Here is a 21,769-nt window from a genome sequence, read left to right as displayed (position 1 = left end):
CACCGCCACGGGCCTCCCGTCCGTCAGCGGGTCGCCGTCGCCTTCGCCAGCGCGGCCCGCATCGCCGCCCGCGTCCGCTTGCGGTCGCCGGCAGCGTCGTAGACGATGCCCAGGCGGTACCAGCCGCGCCAGTCCTCCGGGTCGGCCTCGACCGCGTCCCGGTAGCGCGGGAACAGCTCGTCGGCGGCGTCCCGGGTCGGCCGGCCCGACGGGCGGACGGGGACGACCTCGTCCGGGGTCGCGCCCTCCTGCTCGAGCCGGGCTCCGAGCCGGGTGATGCGCACGCCGAAGCGGACCTCGAGCACGAGCAGCAGCGCACCGATCGCGGCGACGACGAACAGCGCGACGCCGATGCCGATGCCGATCGGCTGGCCGGTCTGCACGAACGCGACCGCACGCTGCGCGACGAGTCCGATGTACAGCGCGAGCAGCAGGGTCATCAGCGCCGCCCCCCAGAACGGTGAGCGGAGGGACCGCCAGATCGGGGTCACGGCTGACCGATGCCGAGGACGCTGCCGAGCCCGACGGTCAGCCCGCGGGCACCGACCACGGCGGACAACGCAGCGCGGATGCCGGCGACGTACGCCACGTGGTCGGTCGTGTCGTGGCGGATCGTGACGGTCTCGCCCGGGCCGCTGAGCAGCACGTCCTGCACGGCCGTGACGCCCGGCAGACGGAGCGAGTGGATCGGGACGCTCGCCACCTGCTGCCCACGGGCACGCTGGTCGACGTGCGGGGCGTCGACGGGTCCGACCTCACGGCGGGCGTCCGCGATGAGCTCGGCGGTCCGGACGGCGGTCCCCGACGGGCTGTCGACCTTGCCCGCGTGGTGGGTCTCGACGATCTCGACGGACGGGAACCACGGCGCGGCGATCGTGGCGAGGTGCGTCGCGAGCACCGAGCCGATCGAGAAGTTCGGGACGACGAGGGCACCCTGGTCGGGTCGTGCCTCGAGTCCGGCGCGGAGCTTCGCCAGGCGGTCGAGCGACCAGCCCGAGGTCCCGACGAGGACGTTCGCGCCGCTCGCCAGGGCGTGCTCGACGATCGCGGGGCTCAGCGCGGGGACGGTGACGTCGACGACGACGGTCGCGCCGCCGAACACCGACGGCGGGGCCTCGTGCACGGCGTCCCGCGAGGACAGCGACGCGACGAGCTCGAAGCCGTCGAGCGACTCCACGACGGAGGCCACCAGGCCCCCGAGACGACCGGTGGCGCCGACGACGGCGACGGGAGTGACCATGGGCTCCATCCTAGGATCGACGCATGCCGCTCCAGGTCAGGTCCGTCCCCGCCGACGCGCCCGAGGTCGACGCCCTGCTCGACGCCTACCTCGACGAGCGCGAGGCGACGTTCCCGAGCGCACAGGGCTCGTACTCGCGGAAGCGCACCCCGGCCGTCGAGTTCACGGCGCCGGACGGCGTGTTCGTGGTGGCGTACGAGGTGGACGACGACGGGTCGCGCCCGGTCGGCTGCGGTGGCCTGCGACGGATCCCTGCTCATCCGGGTGACGGGGGCGAGCGCGACGACGCGTGGTTCGAGGTCAAGCACGTCTACGTCGCCCCCGCCGGGCGTGGACGGGGCGTCGGCACCGCGGTGATGGACGCCCTGGAACACGCCGCGCGCGACCTCGGCGCCACGAGCGTCGTCCTCGACACGAACGACTCGCTCGTCGCCGCGGGTGCGATGTACCGGAGCCGCGGCTACCGGCGCGTCGCGGCGTTCAACGACAACCCGAACGCGACCGCCTGGTACCGCCTGCCGGTGCGCTGACCGGTGTCGCGCCTCCAGGCCGGACCCGTGCCCCGGTCCGTGGCGGGACGCTAGACGGGCTGTTCGACCGGCAGCCCCGTGCGGAGCTCCACCGGCAGGTGCGCCAGGTCGTTCAGGGTGACCACCTCGGCCGGCTTCGCCGAGCGGATCCGGATGATCGTCAGCGCGGTGTGCGCCACGTTCGTGCCCATCCAGCGCCACTCCGGGGCCTGGAAGGCCTCGCGGACGAACCAGCCGATCACCGCGTTGTGGGTGATGAGCAGGTCGTGGCGGTCCTCCCGCGCCGGCGTGAAGAACTCGGCCACGGCGTCGCCCATCTGGGCCTGCCCGGCGACGATCTCCTCCTCGGTCACACCGCCGTACCAGCCCTGGTAGGCGTGCGGCATGTCCGGTGTCGGCCCGGACGGGATGCAGTCGAAGAGCAGCGTCGAGGGCTCGGGCTGGATCGAGGGCAGCCGCTGCGCGAGGTACGCCGCCGTCTCGCTCGGGGCGTCGAGCGGCGAGTGGTACACACCGTCGAAGGGCACCCCGCCGAGCCGGTCGGCCACGAGCACCGCCTGACGCTTCCCGCGTTCGGAGAGCTTGCCGTCACGGAGCCCGTGCTCGGCGTCCTGGTGCTCACCGTGCCGGACGAGGTACAGGTAGTGCGACACGTCCGTCACCCCTCGACGCCGAGGGCCGCTGCGAGCTCGTCCCGCTGCACGGCACCGACCACCGAGGTGATGGTCGGCCGGGTGAGCAGGTCGCGCGCCAGGTCGAGCACGTCGCCGGTGGTGACCCGGTCGACCCGCTGCAGCGCGGTACCGAGGTCGGTGAACTCACCGGTGCCGAGCTCGGATCGCCCGAGCCGCGTCATGCGCGCGTCGGAGTCCTCGAGCGAGAGCGTCAGGGCACCCTCGATCTGCCCCTTGGCGCGGCGGAGCTCGTCCTCGGTGATGCCGTCGTCGACCATGCGGGCGAACTCGGCGTCGATGATCTCGACGACACCGGCGACGTTGTCCGGAGCACAGCCTGCGTAGACGCCGAACGCGCCGTTGTCGAGGTACGCCGGGGCGAAGGACGACACGGCGTAGGCGAGGCCGCGGCGCTCCCGGACCTCCTGGAACAGGCGGGAGCTCATGCCACCGCCCAGCACGGCGTTGAGCACGCTGAGGACCGGGCGGCGGTCGTCGCGCAGGTCGAGGCCCTGGGAGCCGCGGAGCATGCTGACCTGTTCGGTCGGGCGGTGCGCGACCGCGAGGCGCGCCACGGCGGGGTCGGCCACCGTCTGCGGCGTCCGTCGGGCGAGCGGCGAGGCCTTCGGAGCGTCGCGGAACACGCGCTCGACGAGTTCGCGGAAGCGGTCGTGGTCGACGGCACCGGCCGCGGTGACGACGATGCCGTTCGGCGCGTAGTGCTCGCGGTAGTGGTCGAGCACCTCGTCGCGCCCGACGGCACGGATGCTCTCGGGTGTCCCGCCGATCGGACGCCCGAGAGGGTGCCCGTCGAACGCCGCGGCGAAGAAGGCCTCGCCCGCGACGTCGGCCGGGTCGTCGGCGGCCATCGCCAGCTCTTCGAGGATGACACCGCGTTCGACCGCGAAGGCGTCCGCGTCGAGCACCGAACCGGTGACCATGTCGCCGATCACCTCGACCGCCATCGGGACGTCGGTGTCCCGGACGCGGGCGTAGTAGCAGGTGTACTCCTTGGCGGTCGCGGCGTTGTGCTCACCGCCCACGGAGTCGAACGCGATGGCGATGTCGAGTGCGCTGCGTCGTCCGGTGCCCTTGAACAACAGGTGTTCGAGGAAGTGCGTCGACCCGAACTGGCCTTCGCGCTCGTCGCGGGAACCGACACCGACCCAGAAGCCGAGGCTGGTCGAACTCGCTCCCGGGACCGACTCGGTCAGGACCCGGACACCGGACGGCAGCACGGATCGACGGACGAAGGCACCACCGGACGTCAGGAAGGACGTGTCCTGGGCCTCGAGCGGCAACGGCACTGGCTGGTTCATCGCAGGAGAGCCTACTGACCCGTGCGGGCTCGCCATCCAGTTTCCACAGCCTCACGGCGCGTACCTCGAAGTGGGGTACGGACGAGGAGGATAGAAAGACTCGTCTGTCTGTCCTCCCTGTGGTACAGTCGTCACATCGGGTCGGAAGCCCCCCTAGATTCCGACCCGGTGGCTCGGGACATCAGTCCTGCGCGGCGGAGTCCCCCCACTCCCCCGCGGAGCCGATGAGTCCGAGGAGCAGCGCTGTGACGGTCGATTCCCCCCAACCGACCGTCCAGCGTCTCCCGGGCCCGAGCACGAACCTCGCGTCGCCGGACGGGTCGAGCGTCCCCCCGACTCCCCGCTCCGGCGGCGCGAAGGTCCGCATCCTCGAGACCGCGTCGAAGCTCTTCTACGAGGAGGGCATCCGGGGCGTGGGCGTCGACCGCCTCATCTCCGAGGCGAGCGTCACGAAGGCGACGTTCTACAAGCACTACGGGTCGAAGGACAACCTGATCCTGGCCTACATCCGCGCGCAGGACGAGCGGGTGCAGCAGGCGTTCACGCGGCTGGTCGACGAGGCAGCCACCCCGGTCGAGGCCGTCCGCGCCTGGGTCGCAGCGGTCTCCGACGACGTCGGACGCCCCGACTTCCGTGGCTGCGCCTTCCTGAACGCGGCTGCGGAGTACCACGACCCCCGCGACCCGGTCCGCCAGGTCGTCGCTGCACACCGTGACTGGTACACGGAACAGCTCTTCGCGCTGCTGCAGCGCGCCGGACACCCGATGCCGGGTGACGGTGCCGACGAGCTCATGCTCGCGCGCGACGGCGTGATGGCCGGTGCGTACGCCGGCGACGCGATCGCCGCGACGGCAGCGCTCGGACGGGTCGTCGAGCGCGTCATCACGCGCTGACCTCGCTGGCGCCTCGGCGCTGCCGGGAGGCGGAGGGCGGCGCCGCCACGCGCCTCCCGTCCGTCCCACCCTCGTACGTCCCACCCTCGGGACAGCCCGCGGGTGTTGGCTGGAACGCATGGCCAACGACCCCAACTGGAACCTCCCCGAGGTCCCCACGTTCACCCTGACGAGCCCCGACTTCACCGACGGTGGCGCGCTGCCCGACTGGGCGCGCGGCTCCGACGTCGGCGGCGAGGACCGCTCCCCCGCGCTCGAGTGGTCCGGCGCACCCGAGGGCACGCAGAGCTACGTCCTCACCGTGTACGACCCCGACGCGCCGACCGGCTCGGGCTTCTGGCACTGGAGCCTGACGGACGTCCCGGCGTCGACCACCTCGCTGCCGCAGGGCGCCGGGACCGACGACGCGCTGCTGCCCGCCGAGGCACTGCGCCGCCGCAACGAGTACGGCACCGACACCTTCCTCGGCGCTGCACCGCCCGCCGGCCACGGACCCCACCGCTACGTCTTCACCGTCAGCGCACTCGACGTGCCGGTGCTCGAGGCGCCCGCCGATGCCACCCCGGCCGTCGTCGGCTTCCTGCTCCGGGAGCACCTGCTCGGCCGCGCGCAGCTGACCGGCACGCAGGAGACGCCCGCGTCCTGACGCTCGCCGCGGGAGCGCCCGCCGCCGGAGGGCCGGGCGCCGAGTCTCGGCGTCAGCGACGGTTCTCGTGCTCCGGGGCCCGAGAACCGTCGCACAGCCCGAGTCTCGCGCCCGCAGAGCGCCGCACACACGGCAACGGCCGCCGCTCCAGCAGGAGCGGCGGCCGTTGCCGTGTCAGCAGCGCGAGGCGCGAGGGATCAACCCTCGGCGTTGTCCTCGGTGTGCTTCTCGTGACCCTCGCGGCCCTCGGTGTCGACCTCGTCCGCGACGACCGGCGCGAGCGAGAGCTTGCCGCGGTCGTCCACCTTGGTGACCTCGACCAGGACCTTCTGGCCGACGCCGAGGACGTCCTCGACGTTCTCGACACGCTTGCCACCGGCGAGCTTGCGGACCTCGGAGACGTGGAGCAGACCGTCGCGGCCCGGGAGCAGCGACACGAAGGCACCGAACGTCGCGATCTTGACGACCGTGCCGAGGAACTGGTCCCCGATCTCCGGGTTCGTCGGGTTCGCGATCGCGTTGACCTGAGCGCGTGCGGCCTCGGCCGACGGGCCGTCGACGGCGCCGATGTAGACGGTGCCGTCGTCCTCGATCGAGATGTCGGCGCCGGTCTCGTCCTGGATGCCGTTGATCGTCTTGCCCTTCGGGCCGATCAGCTCGCCGATCTTGTCGACCGGGATGTTGACCGAGATCACGCGCGGGGCGGTGTCGGCCATCTCGTCCGGTCCGTCGATGGCCTCGTTGAGGACACCGAGGATGGCCGAGCGGGCCTCCTTGGCCTGCTTCAGCGCGGCGTCGAGGACCGACGACGGGATGCCGTCGAGCTTCGTGTCGAGCTGGATCGCGGTGACGAACTCCGACGTGCCGGCGACCTTGAAGTCCATGTCACCGAGGGCGTCCTCGGCACCGAGGATGTCGGTCAGCGCCGCGTAGCGGGTCTGGCCGTCGACGGTGTCGGAGACGAGGCCCATCGCGATGCCCGCGACCGGGGCGCGCAGCGGCACACCGGCGTTGAGGAGCGACAGCGTCGACGCGCAGACCGAGCCCATCGACGTCGAGCCGTTGGAGCTCAGCGCCTCGGACACCTGGCGGATGGCGTACGGGAACTCCTCGCGCGACGGCAGCACCGGCACGAGGGCGCGCTCGGCGAGGAAGCCGTGCCCGATCTCGCGACGCTTCGGCGAACCGACACGGCCGGTCTCACCGGTCGAGTAGGGCGGGAAGTTGTAGTGGTGCAGGTAGCGCTTCTTCGTGACGGGCGACAGCGAGTCGATCTGCTGCTCCATCTTGAGCATGTTCAACGTGGTGACGCCGAGGATCTGCGTCTCGCCGCGCTGGAACACCGCGGAACCGTGGACGCGCGGGATCACGGCGACCTCGGCGTCGAGCGGACGGATGTCGGCGAGGCCGCGACCGTCCATGCGTACCTGCTCGGTCAGGATGCGGCCGCGGACGACCTTCTTCGTGACCGACTTGTAGGCGGCACCGACCTGGCCGACGGCGCTGTCGGGGAGCTCCCCGGCCTCGACCTTGGCGGCGACGGCCTCCTTGACGCGGGCCTTCAGGGCGTCGTCCTTGTCCTGACGCTCGACCTTGCCGGCGATCTGGTAGACGTCCTTCAGCTCGTCGAGGGCGAGTGCCTCGACCGCGGAGTAGACCTCGGGCGCGTACGGCGGGAAGACCGGGTAGTCCTGGATCTCCTTGGCCGACTGCGCGGCCATCTTCGCCTGCGCCTCGACCAGGACCTTGAGGAACGGCTTGGCCGCCTCGAGGCCCTGCGCGACGATCGCCTCGTCGGGCTTGGTCGCCCCGCCCTGGATGAGACCCCAGGCGTGCTCGGTCGCCTCGGCCTCGACCATCATGATGGCGACGTCCTCGTTGCCCTGCTCGTCGGTGACGACACGGCCCGCGACGGTGAGGTCGAAGACGGCGTCGGCCAGCTGCGAGGCCTTCGGGAACGCGACCCACTGGTCACCGATCAGTGCGAGGCGCACACCGGCGATCGGGCCGGAGAACGGCAGACCGGAGATCTGGGTCGACGCGGACGCCGCGTTGATCGCGAGCGCGTCGTAGAACTCGTCCGGCGCGATGCTCAGGACGGTGATGACGATCTGGACCTCGTTGCGCAGGCCGTCGACGAACGACGGACGCAGCGGCCGGTCGATGAGCCGGCAGACGAGGATCGCCTCGGTGCTCGGACGGCCCTCGCGACGGAAGAACGAGCCGGGGATCTTGCCGGCGGCGTACGAGCGCTCCTCGACGTCGACCGTCAGCGGGAAGAAGTCGAAGCCCTCGCGCGGGTGCTTGCCGGCGCTGGTGGCCGAGAGGAGCATGGTCTCCTCGTCGAGGTACGCGGCGACCGCGCCCTGGGCCTGCTGTGCGAGGCGGCCGGTCTCGAACCGGACGACGCGCTTGCCGAACTTGCCGTTGTCGATGACGGCTTCGGCGAACTTGATCTCGGGACCCTCCAAAAGGGTGCCTCCTTGACGTGTTCGGCAGACCTGGGCGACGGCACTCGTGGTGCGTGCGCGCCGAGGGGTCGGGGCGCATGTCTGGCCAGCAGTAGAAGCACTCGGGACTCCGAACGGCCCGCGAGCCACCACCGATGACCAGCTCCGTGCCCGGTCTGCGCAGTGTTGTGTGCCAGCTCCGCGAGTGTGACGTCCGGAGCGTGACGTCCGGAGAACGGTCCCCGGACGATGAGGACTTTACCAGTCCTCAGGCGCCGGGCGGGCGTTGCTCCTGGCGAACGGGCGTGTCCCCGGTAGCCTGCCGCCATGCGCACCAGCCCCTCCCGGTCCGTGCTCGTCGCGACCGCCGTGGTCGTGGGCGCGCTCGTCGCACCGGTCGCCACCGCCCTGCCCGCGGACGCCGCGACGACGCAGTACCCCACCTGGCAGGACGTGCAGCAGGCGAAGGGGAACGAGGAGGCCGCCGCCGCCGAGGCGACGAAGGTGCAGGCGGCGCTGCAGTCGGTGCAGGCCGACGCCGCCGCGAAGTCGCAGACAGCCCTCGACGCCTCCGCGGCCGCCGACCGCGCCGAGGCGGACCTCGCTTCGGCGACGCAGACCGCCTCGACCCTGCGGACCCAGGCCGACGACGCCGAGCGCACCGCCGCCCAGGCGCAGGACCGAGCCGGGCAGTTGGCCGCGACGCTCTACCGCGACGGCAGCCAGAACGCCATGACGACCCGCATCGCCACCACGCACGACCCGGACCAGCTGCTCTACCAGCTCGGCGCGGTCGACCAGCTCTCGAGCACGTGGGAGGGCGTGCTGGAGGACGCTTCGGTCGCCGGCCACACCGCCGAGTCGCTGCACGACCAGGCCGAGCGCGCGGAGTCCGAGCGGAGCAGCCTCGCCGCCGCGGCCGAGCAGCGCTCCGCCACGGCCCGCTCCGCATCCGACGCAGCCGCACGGGCCGTCGCGGACACGCAGCAGCACAGCGACGAGCTCTACGCACAACTGGCCGCGCTGAAGGACACCACCGCCGCGACCGAGCAGCAGTACGAGCTCGGCGTGCAGGTCGCCGCGCAGCAGGCCGCCCAGCAGCGGGCGCGCGAACGAGCCGCCGCCGAGGCAGCAGCAGCCGCTGCCGTGCCGTCACCGTCCTCACCGGCCCCGACCAGCGGCGGCTCGGACACGTCCTACCCGAGCACGGGCGGGGTCACCGTCGACCCGGCCGGAGCGCAGGCCTACGCCCGCAGCGCCATCGGCGCCTACGGCTGGGGCGGCGACCAGTTCTCGTGCCTGGTGTCCCTCTGGAACCAGGAGTCCGGCTGGCGCGCCAACGCCCTCAACGCCTCGAGCGGCGCGTACGGGATCCCGCAGTCACTGCCGGCGAGGAAGATGGGCGTCGCCGGGGCGGACTGGCGGACGAACGCGGCGACGCAGATCAACTGGGGACTGGCGTACATCCACGACGCCTACGGCTCCCCCTGCGCGGCGTGGAACCACGAGATGAGCGTCAACCCGCACTGGTACTGATCGACCGGCGTCCGGGGGTCGCCTGCTCAGTGGCCGAGGCCACCGAGCAGGGACGCGAAGTCGGTCGGCGCGGCGAGCGCGTCCTGCTGCGGCGTCCGCCGGGAGGCCCGGATCGCCCAGGCCAGGTCGGCCCCGGCCCGGCGGATGCGTGCGTCCAGTGCGGCGGAGTCCGCCTCGCTCCCCCAGTCGTCGGTCGCGGCGAAGACGCCGGTCGGCACCACCGCGGCGCGCAGGTACGCGAACACCGGGCGCAGGGCGTGGTCGATCGCGAGCGAGTGCCGTGCGGTCCCCCCGGTCGCGGCGAGCAGCACCGGCAGGTCGGTCACGCCGTCCTTGTCGAGCACGTCGAGGAACGACTTCGCCAGACCGCTGATGCCCGCGGTGAAGACCGGGGTGACGAAGACGAGCGCGTCGGCCTCGAGCACCGTGCGCTGGGCGGCGGCCAGGCCCGGCGCGGCGAACCCGGTGAGCATCGCGTCGACGATCTCGTGGGCGATCGGACGCAGCTCGACGTGGCGGAGGTCCACCGTGCCTCCCGGCTGGTCCGCCGAGACGGCGGCGACCGCTGACGCGGCGAGCCGGTCTGCGAGCAGGCGGGTGGAGCTGGGCTCGGAGAGCCCGGCGGAGACGACGGCGATGGTGGTCATGGCGATTCCCCACTTTCGATGCGTTTGCATGAACAGCGTACCGAACCGCGTCGGCGACGCAACCATTCCCGGCCCTCGGCAGCCGGGGAACGAGGAACGCCCCGGTCCTCACGAGGAGGACCGGGGCGTTCGGTCACGCAGTGTCTGCGAGTCGACTAGCGACGCAGGCCGAGGCGCTCGATGAGCGCACGGTAGCGGCTGATGTCGACGTCGGAGAGGTAACCGAGGAGACGGCGACGCTGACCGACCATGAGCAGCAGACCACGACGCGAGTGGTGGTCGTGCTTGTGCTCCTTGAGGTGCTCGTTCAGGTCGTTGATGCGACGCGTCAGAACGGCGACCTGGACCTCGGGGGATCCGGTGTCGCCCGGGTGGGTCGCGTACTCTTCGATGATCTCCTGCTTGACCTTCGCGTCAAGTGCCATGGATGATCCCCTTTCGGTCGTTGCGCGGTGCCCACACCGGATGTGTGAGCGCTCTTTGTCCGCGGCCGTTCGACGGCAACCGGACGAGACTACCAGAGATCAGACGGTGCGGGCGCGCAGGCGCTGCCGTCGCGGCGCCGGGAGCAGGCTGCGGACGAGTCCGACGAGCGTGGCGCCGAGCAGCCCGCCGAGGCCGTTCGACAGGACGTCCCGTGGGTCCGCGACGCGGTAGGGCAGGTACGCGGCCTGCGCGAGCTCGATGCCGACCGACAACGCGACCGCGACCACGGCACCCAGCAGCCACCAGCGGCGCGGGAGCCACAGCGCCGCGATCATCCCGACGGGGACGAACATGCCGATGTTCGCGAGGAACTCGACCCGGTCGTAGCTGAACCACGCGCCGTGCGGCAGCTGCTGCAGCCAGGCGATGACGTGCAGCACGAGCTCGTCCTGCGCGTGCGTGAAGACCCGCGGCGTCAGCGTCATCCGCCAGATCACCCAGGCGTAGCCGGCGGTGAGGGCGAGCAGCAGGAGCTTCCGGAACATCCGGTCAGTATCACTGCCGGCTCCTGGCAGCGGGCCGCGCTCCACCTGGGCGGACGCCGGGCCACGCTGGCACGACGCCGTGCCCTCCTGCCAGCATGGACGCATGCCGGAGCAGGGGACGGACGGCCGCACCAGGGGCAGCGGACGACGACAGTGGACGGTGCTCGCCGTGGGAGCCGTCGTCGCGGTGGCCGTCGCTGCGCTCGTGCTCAGCACGGTGACCGGACCGGACGGCGGTGGACGTGGTGGTGCGGGCACGGAGACGCCGCGCGCCGCTCGCGAGTCGGCCGCGGCGGCGTTCCCGGGCGGCCTGGCGCGCCAACCGGAGCAGGACAACCAGGCGGCCCGCCGCGCAGCAGACGCCCGGGCGGACGGCGAGCGCACCACCGCAGACCAGATCGACCAGATCGCGGACCAGCCGGTGGCGACCTGGCTGACGGACCCCTCCGAGTCGGCCACCCGCAGCGTCGTCCGACGGGTCGTGCGGAGCGCCGAGCAGCAGCACCGCACACCCGTCTTCGTCCTCTACGCGATCCCGAACCGCGACTGCGGCAGCTACTCCGCGGGCGGCACCGCCGAGGACGCCTACCTGCCGTGGGTGCGGTCGGCCGTCCGGGCGATGGCGGGGTCGCACGCGGTCGTGCTCGTCGAACCGGACTCGATCGCGCAGATCCACGTCTGCGAGCGCCTCGGCCAGGACCGGCTGCGGCTGCTCGACCGCGCGGTGCACGAGCTCTCCGGGCACGGGCTCACGGTGTACCTCGACGGCGGCAACGAGGACCGGGTGCCCGTCGCCACGATGGCGCGGTGGCTGCGGCAGGCCGGGGTGGACCGGACGCAGGGCTTCGCGACGAACGTCTCGAACTTCTACCGGGTCGACTCGGAACGTGCGTACGCCGACCGGTTGGCGGACGCGATCGGCGGCGACCCGCACTTCGTGATCGACGTCTCGCGGAACGGGCAGGGGTGGCGCGGGACCTGGTGCAACCCCAAGGGTGCGGGACTCGGACAGGCGCCGCACGTCACTGCGGGGTCCTCTCGCCTCGACGCCCTGCTGTGGGTGAAGACCCCCGGGCTCAGCGACGGCACCTGCAACGGCGGGCCAGCGGCCGGGCAGTGGTGGGAGTCGTACGCCCTGGCGCTCGTGGCGCACCGCCGGCAGGACTGAGCCGACCGCCCGGCCCGTCGTCGCGGAACGGTGTCGGCACCGCGCTGTCGTCGGTCGTCGGTGGTTCCATGGCGCCATGACCGCCACCCGTCGCCACTCCGTCGTCCCGCCGTACCTGCTGCGCGCCGTCGCCGCCGCGTCGGAGCACCCCCGCGCGGCCTCGGCGGCACGCACCGCCCTCGCCGAGATGGACGTCGTCGCCGCACCGAAGCACGAGCACCGCGTCCGGTCGCAGGGCATCAGCGGCACGGTCGACCGATCGCCGCAGCGCACCGTCGCCGACGCCCACGGCACGACGACCCTGCCCGGCACGGTCGTCCGGCGCGAGGGCGACCCGGACTCGGGTGACGCCGCGGTCGACGAGGCGTACGCCGGCCTCGGCGCGACGCACGCGTTCTGGCTCGACGTGTTCGGCCGGGTGTCGATCGACGGCGCCGGACTCCCCCTCGACGCCACGGTGCACTACGGGCAGGACTACGACAACGCCTACTGGGACGGTCAGCGGATGGTGTTCGGCGACGGGGACGACGAGGTGTTCCGGCGCTTCACGGTCGCGCTCGACGTCATCGGCCACGAGCTCGCGCACGGCGTCACGCAGTACACGGCCGACCTGACGTACCAGGGGCAGTCCGGCGCCCTGAACGAGTCGGTCAGCGACGTCTTCGGCTCGCTCGTCGCGCAGTACGCCGCCGGGCAGACCGCCGACCAGGCCACGTGGCTCATCGGCGAGGGGCTCTTCACCGACGCCGTGCACGGCGTGGCACTCCGGTCGATGCGGGCGCCGGGGACCGCGTACGACGACCCGGTGCTCGGGAAGGACCCGCAGCCGGCGACCATGGCCGACTTCGTCGAGACCACCGAGGACTCCGGCGGCGTGCACCTGAACTCGGGCATCCCGAACCACGCGTTCTTCCTCGCCGCGACGGCCGTCGGCGGGTACGCGTGGCAGGGCGCCGGAGCCGTCTGGTGGGACGCCCTGACCTCGCCGGAGACGACCGAGGACATCGACTTCGCCGGCTTCGCCCGGGTCACCGTCGACGCCGCCGCGGCACGGTTCGGGCAGGGCTCGACGGAGCACGCCGCGGTCGAGGACGCCTGGCGGAGCGTCGGCGTGCTCACCGGTCCGTGACGGCGTAGAACCGGAGCATGCAGATCGTCGTCCGCCGCAGTGGTGGGTTCGCCGGCCTCTCTCGGGGCTGGCGGATCGACACCGACTCGTGCGACGACCCGGACGCCTGGGACGACCTGGTCGGCGCCCTCCCGCGCGAGGCCCCGGTCCGGCGACGGCAGGCGGTGCCCGACGACTTCACCTGGACGGTGAGCGTCGCCCGCACCACCGTCACGATCCCCGGCAGCCAGCTCGACGGCCCGTGGGCCGCCCTCGTGACGCGCGTGCGCGACGAGGGCGAACCCCTCAGCTGAGCGCCGCGCGTCACGACGCGTCCCCGATCCGGACGGGAGGCGCGTGGCGGGGCCGCCACGCGCCTCCCGTCCGACGACCGGTACGGGTGGTCGGTGCCGGCCGCCGCCCCCGACGGACCTGGCGTCGGTCGCCGCGACCGGCGGACCTGGCGTCAGTCGGCGACGTCGACCACGACCAGCCGTCGCGTCGGCCGCGTCATGGCGACGTACACCGCGGCCGCGGCGCGTGCCGCGTCCGCACCGACCCGGTCGGGGTCGACCAACAGCACGCCGTCGAACTCGAGGCCCTTCGCGTCCGCCCCCGTCAGGACCGTCACCGACCCCGGTCGCGGCGAACCGAGCCCCCGGACGTCCGCGTCGGTCCGCGCCAGGCGCTCGCGCACGGCGGCGACGTCGGCCTCGGGGACGATGACGCCGATGGTGCCCGACCCGATCCGGCCGCGCTCGGCCTCGACGCGCTCGGCGACCGTGTCCAGCAGCGCCGCGCGGCGCACCGACACGCGGTCCACCGGGTCGCCGTCACGCACGGCCTCGGTCCTGGTGACCGCCAGCCCGGCGGCGTCGGCGAACGAACCCGCGGCCTGCACGATGGACCGCGGGGTGCGGTAGTTCACCGTGAGCTCCTCGATCCGGTGGTCGAGCGGCACCACGGGCGCGCGACCACGACGGCGGCGAGCGAGGGCACCGACGACGTCGTCCCAGGTGCGCGCGGCAGCCGGCGAGGACCCCTGCGCCATGTCGCCGACGATCGTGAACGACCGCAGCGGGTTGCGGCGCGCGAGCACCCGCCACTGCATCGGCGAGAGCTCCTGGGCCTCGTCGACGACGATGTGCCCGTAGGTCCACTCGCGGTCCTCGGCTGCACGCTCGGCCGTGGTGCGCGGGTCGCCGCCCTCCGCGAAGGCCCCGGCGACCTGCTCGGCGGAGACGATGCCCTCCACGCCCATGTTCTCGATCGCCAGACGGGCGTTCTCGACGTCGCGGTTGTGGCTGGCCTTGGCGGCGCGTTTGGCGGCACCGCCGGTGGGGTCGAACGGGCCGAGGAGCTCGGCGGCCTCGTCGAGGAGCGGGACGTCCTCGATCGTGAAGCCGGCGCCGCGCGGTCGCTGGAGCAGTGCACGGCGGGCGGGGGTCCAGTCGGGCGTCAGCGAGGCGAGCCAGTTCGGGCGCGCGTAGAGGTCCTCGAGGAACTTCTCCGGCGGGAGCGGCAGCCAGGCGGTGTTGAGCAGGACCCGGGCGTCGTACGAGCTGCGGATGTCCTCGCGCAGGACCTTCTCGTCGGCCTCGTCCACCGTCGTTCCGCGGGCGCGCAGCTGGTCGGCGAGCAGGCGGGTCATCGCGTCGAGGGCGATCTTGTTGAAGGTGACCCGGGCGACGTTGTGCGGCTTCCCGCGGTCCTGCGCCCGCTTGAGGGCGTCGGCGACGAGCTGCGGCGGCACCGTGAGCCGCTCCCCCTCGACGTCGAGCACGACCGACTCGGCCGGGACGACCTGGCGGGAGCGGACGGCACGGCGGAGCAGCGACGCCATCTGCGCCGAGCCCTTCACCGCGGCGACGTCCCCGTGGTCGTGCGTCGTCGCGTGCACGCCCGGGTACAGCGACCCGAGCGAGGCCATCACCACGCCGGTCTCGCCGAGCGACGGCAGCACCTGCTCGATGTACGTCAGGAACGCCGGGGACGGCCCGACCATGAGCACGCCGGAGCCCCGGAGCCGGTCGCGGTGCGTGTAGAGCAGGTACGCGGCGCGGTGCAGCGCCACGGCGGTCTTGCCCGTGCCGGGGCCGCCCTGCACGATGAGGACACCCTCGAGCGCGGAGCGGATGATGCGGTCCTGCTCGCCCTGGATCGTCGCGACGATGTCGGTCATCCGACCGGTGCGCTCGGCGGTGACCGCCGCGAGCAGCGCGCCCTCGCCCTGCAGGTGCGTGCGCTCGTCGTCGTACAGGGTCGCGTCGAAGACCTCGTCCTCGACGTTCACGACCGTGCGGCCCTCGAGCGTCAGGTGGCGGCGGGCGCGCATGCCCATCGGGTGCGCTGCGGTCGCCTGGTAGAAGGCGCTCGCACCGGGGACGCGCCAGTCGAGCAGGAGCGGTCGGTGCTCGACGTCGCGGAGGCCGACGCGGCCGATGTACCGGAACGTGTCGTCGGGCGACTCCGGCTCGGACACCTCGAGCCGACCGAAGACCAGGCGGTCGCCGACGCGGTCGAGCGTGGCGATCGTGTCCTCGTAGAGGCGTGCGTAGGCGTCACGCTCGCTGCGGCTCTGGTGGTTGCCGCCCACCGCCTGGCGGCGGGTCTCGGCGAGGCGCTGCTCGGCCTCGGCCGTCAGCTCGTCGAGACGGGTGAAGAGACCGTCGACGTAGGTACGTTCGCGGTCGGTCTCGGTCGGTTCGGACACACGCCACCCTTCGGGAAACAGGGGTGTCCAGTGTAGTCCCGCCGGGAGACCACCGGGGGCGACGCGACGCGTGACGGACGGGAGGCACGTGGCGGACCCGCCACGTGCCTCCCGTCCGTCAGGGCGGCAGCCGCTACATCTCCTCGTGCGTGTCCGGGTCGCCGTCCCAGAGGCGACCGCGCTCGAGCCCCGAGATCGCGCGGACCTCGTCGTCGGTCAGCTCGAAGCCGAAGACGTCGAGGTTCTCGCGCTGCCGGTTCGCGTCGCCGGACTTCGGCACCGGCACCGCGCCGAGCTGGACGTGCCAGCGCAGCACGACCTGACCGGGCGTCACGCCGTGGGCGGACGCCGCGTCGAGCACGGGCTGCTCGGTGAGCAGTTCGGACTGCTTCGCGAGCGGGCTCCAGCTCTCGGTGACGATGCCGTACTCGGCGTGCACCTTCCGGAGCTCGGCCTGCGGGAAGTACGGGTGCAGCTCGACCTGGTTCACGGCCGGCGCGACGCCGGTCGCGTCGATGATCGCCTCAAGGTGCTCCGGCGTGAAGTTCGAGACGCCGATCGAGCGGACCTTGCCGCTGTCCCGGAGGTCGACGAACGCCTTCCACGTGTCGACGAACTTGCCGACCGAGGGGTTCGGCCAGTGGATGAGGTACAGGTCGACGCGGTCCAGCCCGAGGTTCCCGAGCGTCTCGTCGATCGAGCGGTGCGCCTCGTCGTAGCCGTGGTGCCGGCCGGGCAGCTTCGAGGTGACGACGAGGTCCTCGCGGTCGACCTCGGACTCGCGGACGGCACGACCGACGGCGTCCTCGTTGCCGTAGTTCAGCGCGGTGTCGAGCAGCCGGTAGCCGCTCGTGATCGCGGCGCCGACCGCTGCGGTGCCCTCGTCGCCGTTCAGCCCGTACGTGCCGAGGCCGAGCTCCGGGAAGCGGTGGCCGTCGTTCAGCTCGATGGTGGGCGCGCCGACCTGCATCAGCGGACCCCGAGCAGGTCGATGATGAAGATGAGGGTCTTGCCCGACAGGAAGTGACCGCCGCCGGCGGGGCCGTAGGCGAGCTCCGGCGGGACGGTGAGCTTGCGGCGACCGCCGACCTTCATGCCGGGGATGCCCTCCTGCCAGCCGCGGACGAGCGCCGCGAGCGGGAAGTCGATCGGCTCGCCGCGGTTCCACGAGCTGTCGAACTCCTCGCCGGACTCGTACTCGACACCGGCGTAGTGCACCTTGACGGTCGAGCCGGGCTGCGCGACGTCGCCGTCACCCTCGACGATGTCGGTGATCACGAGCTCGGTGGGGGCCGGGCCCTCGGGGGCGTCGAACTCGGGCTTGCTGTTGAGGTCAGTCATGCCGGTCAGTCAACCAGGTGGGGTGCGGGTGCCTCCCCGGCGGCGCGGATGTCTCGCTCCCCGCGAACGGGCGCCTTCTGTCGGGGTCGACGGACCGTTGCGACGGATTCCGCCCGCTCGCGCGGCAGGAGCACCAGAATGGTTCCACCGTGACACGATCTGACACCGCACCCCGCCGCCGCCTGCTCGCCGACCTCACCCCGCTCCGCCGCTCCCCCGCGTTCGCGCGGCTCTGGGCCGGCACCGCGATCGCCGGCATCGGCACGCAGATGACCACCGTCGCGGTCGGCCTCGAGGTGTACGAGATCACCCGCTCGACCTTCGCGGTCGCGCTCGTCGGCGTCATCGCCCTCGTCCCGATGATCGTCGCCGGGCTCTACGGCGGGATGCTCGCCGACGCCTTCGACCGGCGGCTCGTGGCCCTGGTGTCGGCGATCGTCGCCTGGGCCGCGGTCGCGCTCATCGCCACGCACGCCTGGCTCGGGCTGCAGAGCGTGGCGCTCCTCTACGTCCTCGCGACCGTGAACGCGGTGGCCGCGACCGTGAGCAACGCCTCCCGCTCGGCGATCGTCCCCCGGCTCGTCGGCACCGACCTGCTCCCCGCGGCGAGCGCCCTCGGCGGCATCGCGTCCGGGTTCCAGGTCACCGTGGGTCCGGCGATCGCCGGTGTCCTCATCGCGAGCGTCGGGTTCGCGCCGACCTACACGATCGACGTCGTGCTCTTCACGTTCGCGTTCCTCGGCGTCTTCACCCTGCCGCGGATGGCGGCCGAGCACGACGCGCTCCGCCCCGGGCTGCGCTCGCTGGTCGAGGGCGCGCGCTTCCTGAAGCGCTCCCGCAACATCACCATGACGTTCGTGCTCGACATCGTCGCGATGACCTTCGGGCAGCCGCGGGTGCTCTTCCCGGCGATCGGCGCGCTCGTCATCGGCGGCGGGTCGATCACGGTCGGCACCCTGACCGCCGCCTACGCCGTCGGTGCCCTGCTGTCGAGCGTGTTCTCCGGTCCGCTCGGGCACGTGCGCCGCCAGGGCGAGGCGGTCGGTTGGGCGATCACGGCCTACGGCGGGGCGATCGCGGCCTTCGGTGTCGTCATCGCGGTCGCGCACCTGCTCGGGGGTCGCTCCGGCGAGGCGTTCGGCGTCGAGATCCTGCCCGCGCTCGGGCTCGCAGCGCTGTTCCTCGCTGCGGCGGGCGGTGCGGACAACGTCAGCTCGGTGTTCCGCAACACGATCCTGCAGGCGGCCTCGCCCGACGGGATGCGCGGTCGGCTGCAGGGCATCTTCATCGTCGTCGTGACCGGCGGTCCACGCCTCGGCGACCTGTACGCCGGGCTCGTCGTCGCGGCCGGCATCGCGTACCCGCCGGTCATCGGCGGCGTGCTCATCATCGGCCTCGTCGCGCTGCTGCTCCGGCTGGTGCCGTCCTTCCGCCGCTACGACGCGCTCGACCCGCACGCGAACTGACCGGCGGCGCTCGCACCGTCGGGTCCGAGACTCGGCCTGAGCGAAAGTCCTCGGGGTCGTGGGCGCGCGGGACGTCGCCGGGCCCGAGTCTCGTGACGGGACACGACGGAACGGGACGTGAGCGCGCGACGGCCGGGAGGCGCGTGGCGGTGCCGCCCCGCGCCTCCCGGCCGTCGTGGGGTCGGGTACGGTACATCGCATGCCCGACAGCGCCTCGCGCGACCTGCAGCGGACCGGCGTCCGCGCGGTCGTCCGGCGCACCTACCACTCCGTGATCCGCCACCGGGTCGTCGACGCCGCTGCCTCGCTGACGTTCTTCGCCCTGCTGACGGTGTTCCCCGCGGCGCTCGCGGTCGTGTCGGCCCTGTCCGTCGTCGACCGGCAGGGCGACAGCCTGACCGACATCGTCCAGGTGCTCGGGTACATCGTCCGCCCGGAGACCGCGCAGCACCTCGAGGGACCGCTGCGGCAGCTCCTGACGCTCGACAACCCGTGGGTGGGTTTCTCGATCGGGCTCGTCCTGACGCTGTGGTCGCTCTCCGGGTACGCGACGGCGTTCGGTCGCGCGATGAACACCGCGTACGAGGTCGAGGAGGGCCGGCGGATCTGGAAGTTCCGCAGCATGATGCTCCTCGTCACGCTGCTCGTCATGGTGGGCGGAGCGATCGCGATCGTCATCCTGCTCGGAACGCCCACGATCTCGGCGGCGATCGTCCGACAGCTCGGGTGGGCGCCGTGGATCGACGACCTGTGGAACGTGGCGAAGTGGCCCGTGCTCGCGGTCGTCCTCGTGGTGATGGTGGCCGTGCTGTACTACGCGACGCCGAACGTGAAGACCCCGCAGCTGCGGTGGGTGTCCGCCGGAGCGGCGTTCGCGATCGTGACGTGGGCCCTGGCGACGGTGGGCTTCTCGGTCTACGTCGAGACGGTCGGCAGCGGCGGGAACCGGGCGTACGGCTGGCTCGGCGGCGCGATCCTGCTGCTCGTGTACCTGTACATCTCGAACTTCGTGCTCGTGGTCGGCGGAGAGCTCGACTCCGAGGTCATCCGGATGCGCCAGCTCCTCGCCGGCATCGAGGCGGACGAGTCGATCCGGCTCCCGCTGCGCGACGTCACGCGGAACTTCACGCTCGCGCGCTGGCGTGACCAGGACATCGCGGCGGCGCACCAGGTCCGGGTCGCCGCGCAGCAGCGTGCGGAGGACGAGCACGAGGAGCCCTCGCCGACCGAGGAGCACCTGCGCGCGATGTCCCGCCAGGTGCGGGTCGGCGAGCCCCCGTTGCCGTAGGCGGCAGCGCCGCCGGCTTCCGTGCGCTTCCGCAAGACGCAACGTCGGCGACTGCTCGCAGCGCTGTCCCGCTGCGCAGTGCCGCTGACGTTGCGTTTCGCGGGGCCGGCAGCGCCCGACCCGGTCAGCGCTCGCGCGCGACCCGCGCTGCCTCGGCGTCCAACATCTCCTCGGTGACGACCGGGATCGCCCCCGTCGCGAGCTCGATGCCGGACAACCGCGCCGGCGACAGGACCCGCTGCACCTGGTCCTCGTCCATGAGCCCGGCCGCCGTGACGAGCGTCGCGATCGGCGTCGAGGTGGTCAGCGCCGTGTGGGCGATCGACGCCGCGGCCGCGTAGCCGATGTACGGCGTCAGCGCGGTGACGACGCCGACGTTGGTGTCGACCTGCGCGGCGAGCTTCGCCTCGTTCGCCTCGATCCCGGTGACGCAGTTCACCCGGAGCGTGACGCACCCGCTCGCCATCCACTGCAGCGACTGCAGGATCGAGTGCGTGATGATCGGCTCGAAGGCGTTGAGCTGCAGCTGACCACCCTCGGCCGCCATCGTCACCGTCGTGTCGGCACCGGCGACGGCGAACGCGATCTGGTTCACCACCTCGGGGATCACCGGGTTGACCTTGCCGGGCATGATCGACGACCCGGCCTGCCGCGCGGGCAGCGTGATCTCGCCGAGCCCGGCCTGCGGTCCCGACGCGAGCAGCCGCAGGTCGTTGCAGATCTTCGAGAGCTTGGCGGCGCTGCGCTTGACCGTGCCGGACAGCGTCATGAAGGCGCCGGCATCGCTCGTCGCCTCGATCAGGTCGGGTGCGGTGACGATGTCGAGCCCGCTCGCGACCTGGAGCTGTCGACGGACCTCGTCGCGGTACTGCGGGTCGGCGGTGATGCCCGTGCCGATCGCCGTGGCGCCGAGGTTCGTCTCGGCGAGCAGCGGGGAGACCGTGCGGAGGAGCAGCACGTCCTCCTGGATGGTGTGCGCGAACCCGGTGAACTCCTGCCCGAGGGTCATCGGCACGGCGTCCTGCAGCTGCGTGCGCCCGATCTTCAGCACGTCCTGGAAGGCCCGGCCCCGCTCGGCGAAGGCGTCCGACAGCCGCTCGAGCTCGCCCGTGAGCCGCCGCACCCCGAGGATCATCGCCAGCTTGATGCTCGTCGGGTAGGTGTCGTTCGTCGACTGGCTGCGGTTCACGTGGTCGATCGGGTGCAGGTACCCGTAATCGCCCTTCTCACGCCCGAGGATCTCGAGGGCGCGGTTGGCGAGCACCTCGTTCGTGTTCATGTTCGTCGAGGTCCCCGCGCCGCCCTGCACGACGTCGACGACGAACTGGTCCCGCAGGTGCCCGTCGCGGACCTCCTGCGCCGCCTGGTCGATCGCGTCGGCGCGCTCGGCGTCGAGCACCCCGATCGCCTTGTTCGCCCGGGCTGCGGCCTGCTTCACGGTCGCGAGCGCCTCGATGAGGTCCGGGTACACCGCGATCGGCACCGACGTGATCGGGAAGTTCTCGAGCGCCCGCAGGGTGTTGATGCCCCAGTAGGCGTCGATCGGGACCTCGCGGGATCCCAGGGAGTCGGTCTCGGTGCGCGTTCGTGGTGCTTCGTTGCCGGTCACCCGTCCGAGGCTAGCCCGTCCGGTCGGTCGGGTCCGGCAGGCGGGCGCACGTGGTGACCCGGCCGTTCCGCGCGCTTGGTGCTCGTCCGCGCGTCAGGTGCTGTCCCGCGCGAAGGAGACCCTTCCGCGCGTCGAAGGCCGTTCCGCGCGTCGGAGGCCGTTCCTTCCGA

21 protein-coding genes are annotated in these 21,769 nt (G+C 72.4%); 9 read left to right on the top strand and 12 right to left on the bottom strand.

From position 1 onward, the window contains the following. Positions 1-23 precede the first annotated feature (23 nt). Positions 24-440: a tetratricopeptide repeat protein gene (locus D8M35_RS01930; protein WP_126890325.1), complete on the bottom strand. Its 417-nt coding sequence runs from the start codon at positions 438-440 to the stop codon at positions 24-26. Between the two features lie 47 nt (positions 441-487). Beyond that, positions 488-1,240: a 4-hydroxy-tetrahydrodipicolinate reductase gene (dapB, locus tag D8M35_RS01925; protein ID WP_126890294.1), complete on the bottom strand. Its 753-nt coding sequence runs from the start codon at positions 1,238-1,240 to the stop codon at positions 488-490. Positions 1,241-1,263: 23 nt separating this feature from the next. On the opposite strand from dapB, the gene D8M35_RS01920 reads away from it, so the two are divergent. After that, positions 1,264-1,770, top strand: a complete 507-nt coding sequence (locus tag D8M35_RS01920) for a GNAT family N-acetyltransferase (protein WP_126890293.1) — start codon at positions 1,264-1,266, stop codon at positions 1,768-1,770. A gap of 50 nt (positions 1,771-1,820) precedes the next feature. Here D8M35_RS01920 and D8M35_RS01915 read toward each other — a convergent pair whose 3' ends face one another. Both D8M35_RS01915 and D8M35_RS01910 read right to left on the bottom strand, forming a co-directional pair. Further along, positions 1,821-2,423, bottom strand: coding sequence for a histidine phosphatase family protein (locus tag D8M35_RS01915; protein ID WP_126890292.1), 603 nt, complete (start codon positions 2,421-2,423; stop codon positions 1,821-1,823). Positions 2,424-2,428: 5 nt separating this feature from the next. Then, a complete protein-coding gene (locus D8M35_RS01910; protein WP_126890291.1) occupies positions 2,429-3,763 on the bottom strand; it encodes a pitrilysin family protein in 1,335 nt (444 codons plus the stop codon). 245 nt (positions 3,764-4,008) lie between these two features. Between D8M35_RS01910 and D8M35_RS01905 the strand changes: the two genes are divergently transcribed. Continuing rightward, positions 4,009-4,656 (top strand): TetR/AcrR family transcriptional regulator, encoded by a 648-nt coding sequence (locus D8M35_RS01905; RefSeq protein WP_174234672.1) that lies wholly within the window; start codon positions 4,009-4,011, stop codon positions 4,654-4,656. A 118-nt stretch (positions 4,657-4,774) separates the two neighbouring features. After that, positions 4,775-5,302 (top strand): YbhB/YbcL family Raf kinase inhibitor-like protein, encoded by a 528-nt coding sequence (locus D8M35_RS01900; protein ID WP_126890289.1) that lies wholly within the window; start codon positions 4,775-4,777, stop codon positions 5,300-5,302. Between the two features lie 197 nt (positions 5,303-5,499). On the opposite strand, the gene D8M35_RS01895 is transcribed toward D8M35_RS01900, so the two are convergent. Continuing rightward, positions 5,500-7,773, bottom strand: a complete 2,274-nt coding sequence (locus D8M35_RS01895; protein ID WP_126890288.1) for a polyribonucleotide nucleotidyltransferase — start codon at positions 7,771-7,773, stop codon at positions 5,500-5,502. Between the two features lie 306 nt (positions 7,774-8,079). On the opposite strand from D8M35_RS01895, the gene D8M35_RS01890 reads away from it, so the two are divergent. Further along, positions 8,080-9,288 (top strand): lytic transglycosylase domain-containing protein, encoded by a 1,209-nt coding sequence (locus tag D8M35_RS01890; protein ID WP_126890287.1) that lies wholly within the window; start codon positions 8,080-8,082, stop codon positions 9,286-9,288. Positions 9,289-9,314: 26 nt separating this feature from the next. Here D8M35_RS01890 and D8M35_RS01885 read toward each other — a convergent pair whose 3' ends face one another. The 3 genes from D8M35_RS01885 to D8M35_RS01875 all read right to left on the bottom strand — a co-directional run bounded on the left by D8M35_RS01885 (position 9,315) and on the right by D8M35_RS01875 (position 10,906). Next, a complete protein-coding gene (locus tag D8M35_RS01885; protein WP_126890286.1) occupies positions 9,315-9,935 on the bottom strand; it encodes a CE1759 family FMN reductase in 621 nt (206 codons plus the stop codon). 155 nt (positions 9,936-10,090) lie between these two features. Next, positions 10,091-10,360 carry a 30S ribosomal protein S15 gene (gene rpsO / locus D8M35_RS01880; protein ID WP_058742593.1) on the bottom strand — a complete coding sequence of 90 codons (270 nt, stop codon included), beginning with the start codon at positions 10,358-10,360 and terminating at the stop codon, positions 10,091-10,093. Between the two features lie 99 nt (positions 10,361-10,459). After that, entirely contained in the window at positions 10,460-10,906 is a 447-nt protein-coding gene (locus D8M35_RS01875; RefSeq protein WP_161972561.1) for a VanZ family protein, read from the bottom strand. Between the two features lie 103 nt (positions 10,907-11,009). Between D8M35_RS01875 and D8M35_RS01870 the strand changes: the two genes are divergently transcribed. The 3 genes from D8M35_RS01870 (at position 11,010) to D8M35_RS01860 (ending at position 13,496) form a co-directional block, all read left to right on the top strand. Beyond that, positions 11,010-12,074 (top strand): glycoside hydrolase family 6 protein, encoded by a 1,065-nt coding sequence (locus tag D8M35_RS01870; RefSeq protein WP_126890284.1) that lies wholly within the window; start codon positions 11,010-11,012, stop codon positions 12,072-12,074. A 76-nt stretch (positions 12,075-12,150) separates the two neighbouring features. Beyond that, the gene (locus D8M35_RS01865) at positions 12,151-13,203 is read left to right on the top strand and encodes a M4 family metallopeptidase (protein ID WP_126890283.1); all 1,053 of its coding nucleotides are present in this window, start codon (positions 12,151-12,153) and stop codon (positions 13,201-13,203) included. A 17-nt stretch (positions 13,204-13,220) separates the two neighbouring features. Next, complete coding sequence (locus D8M35_RS01860) at positions 13,221-13,496, top strand: protealysin inhibitor emfourin (RefSeq protein WP_126890282.1); 276 nt, start codon at positions 13,221-13,223, stop codon at positions 13,494-13,496. A gap of 152 nt (positions 13,497-13,648) precedes the next feature. Here the strand turns inward: D8M35_RS01860 and D8M35_RS01855 are convergent, their stop codons facing one another. The 3 genes from D8M35_RS01855 to D8M35_RS01845 all read right to left on the bottom strand — a co-directional run bounded on the left by D8M35_RS01855 (position 13,649) and on the right by D8M35_RS01845 (position 17,236). Further along, positions 13,649-15,895 (bottom strand): ATP-binding domain-containing protein, encoded by a 2,247-nt coding sequence (locus D8M35_RS01855; RefSeq protein ID WP_126890281.1) that lies wholly within the window; start codon positions 15,893-15,895, stop codon positions 13,649-13,651. A 133-nt stretch (positions 15,896-16,028) separates the two neighbouring features. Beyond that, positions 16,029-16,865: an aldo/keto reductase gene (locus D8M35_RS01850; RefSeq protein WP_126890280.1), complete on the bottom strand. Its 837-nt coding sequence runs from the start codon at positions 16,863-16,865 to the stop codon at positions 16,029-16,031. After that, entirely contained in the window at positions 16,865-17,236 is a 372-nt protein-coding gene (locus tag D8M35_RS01845; RefSeq protein WP_058728797.1) for an FKBP-type peptidyl-prolyl cis-trans isomerase, read from the bottom strand. The genes D8M35_RS01850 and D8M35_RS01845 overlap by 1 nt, the downstream gene beginning before the upstream one ends. A 149-nt stretch (positions 17,237-17,385) precedes the next feature. On the opposite strand from D8M35_RS01845, the gene D8M35_RS01840 reads away from it, so the two are divergent. Both D8M35_RS01840 and D8M35_RS01835 read left to right on the top strand, forming a co-directional pair. Continuing rightward, positions 17,386-18,702, top strand: a complete 1,317-nt coding sequence (locus D8M35_RS01840) for an MFS transporter (protein WP_126890279.1) — start codon at positions 17,386-17,388, stop codon at positions 18,700-18,702. 199 nt (positions 18,703-18,901) lie between these two features. Further along, positions 18,902-19,990 carry a YihY/virulence factor BrkB family protein gene (locus D8M35_RS01835; protein WP_126890278.1) on the top strand — a complete coding sequence of 363 codons (1,089 nt, stop codon included), beginning with the start codon at positions 18,902-18,904 and terminating at the stop codon, positions 19,988-19,990. A gap of 124 nt (positions 19,991-20,114) precedes the next feature. On the opposite strand, the gene D8M35_RS01830 is transcribed toward D8M35_RS01835, so the two are convergent. Continuing rightward, a complete protein-coding gene (locus D8M35_RS01830; RefSeq protein ID WP_126890277.1) occupies positions 20,115-21,599 on the bottom strand; it encodes an aspartate ammonia-lyase in 1,485 nt (494 codons plus the stop codon). Positions 21,600-21,769: the final 170 nt, after the last annotated feature.

This window comes from Curtobacterium sp. HSID17257, assembly GCF_003989515.1.
Classification (GTDB): Bacteria; Actinomycetota; Actinomycetes; order Actinomycetales; family Microbacteriaceae; genus Curtobacterium.
Note: the sequence above shows the minus strand (reverse complement) of the source record. Positions and strands in the feature narration are given on the sequence as shown.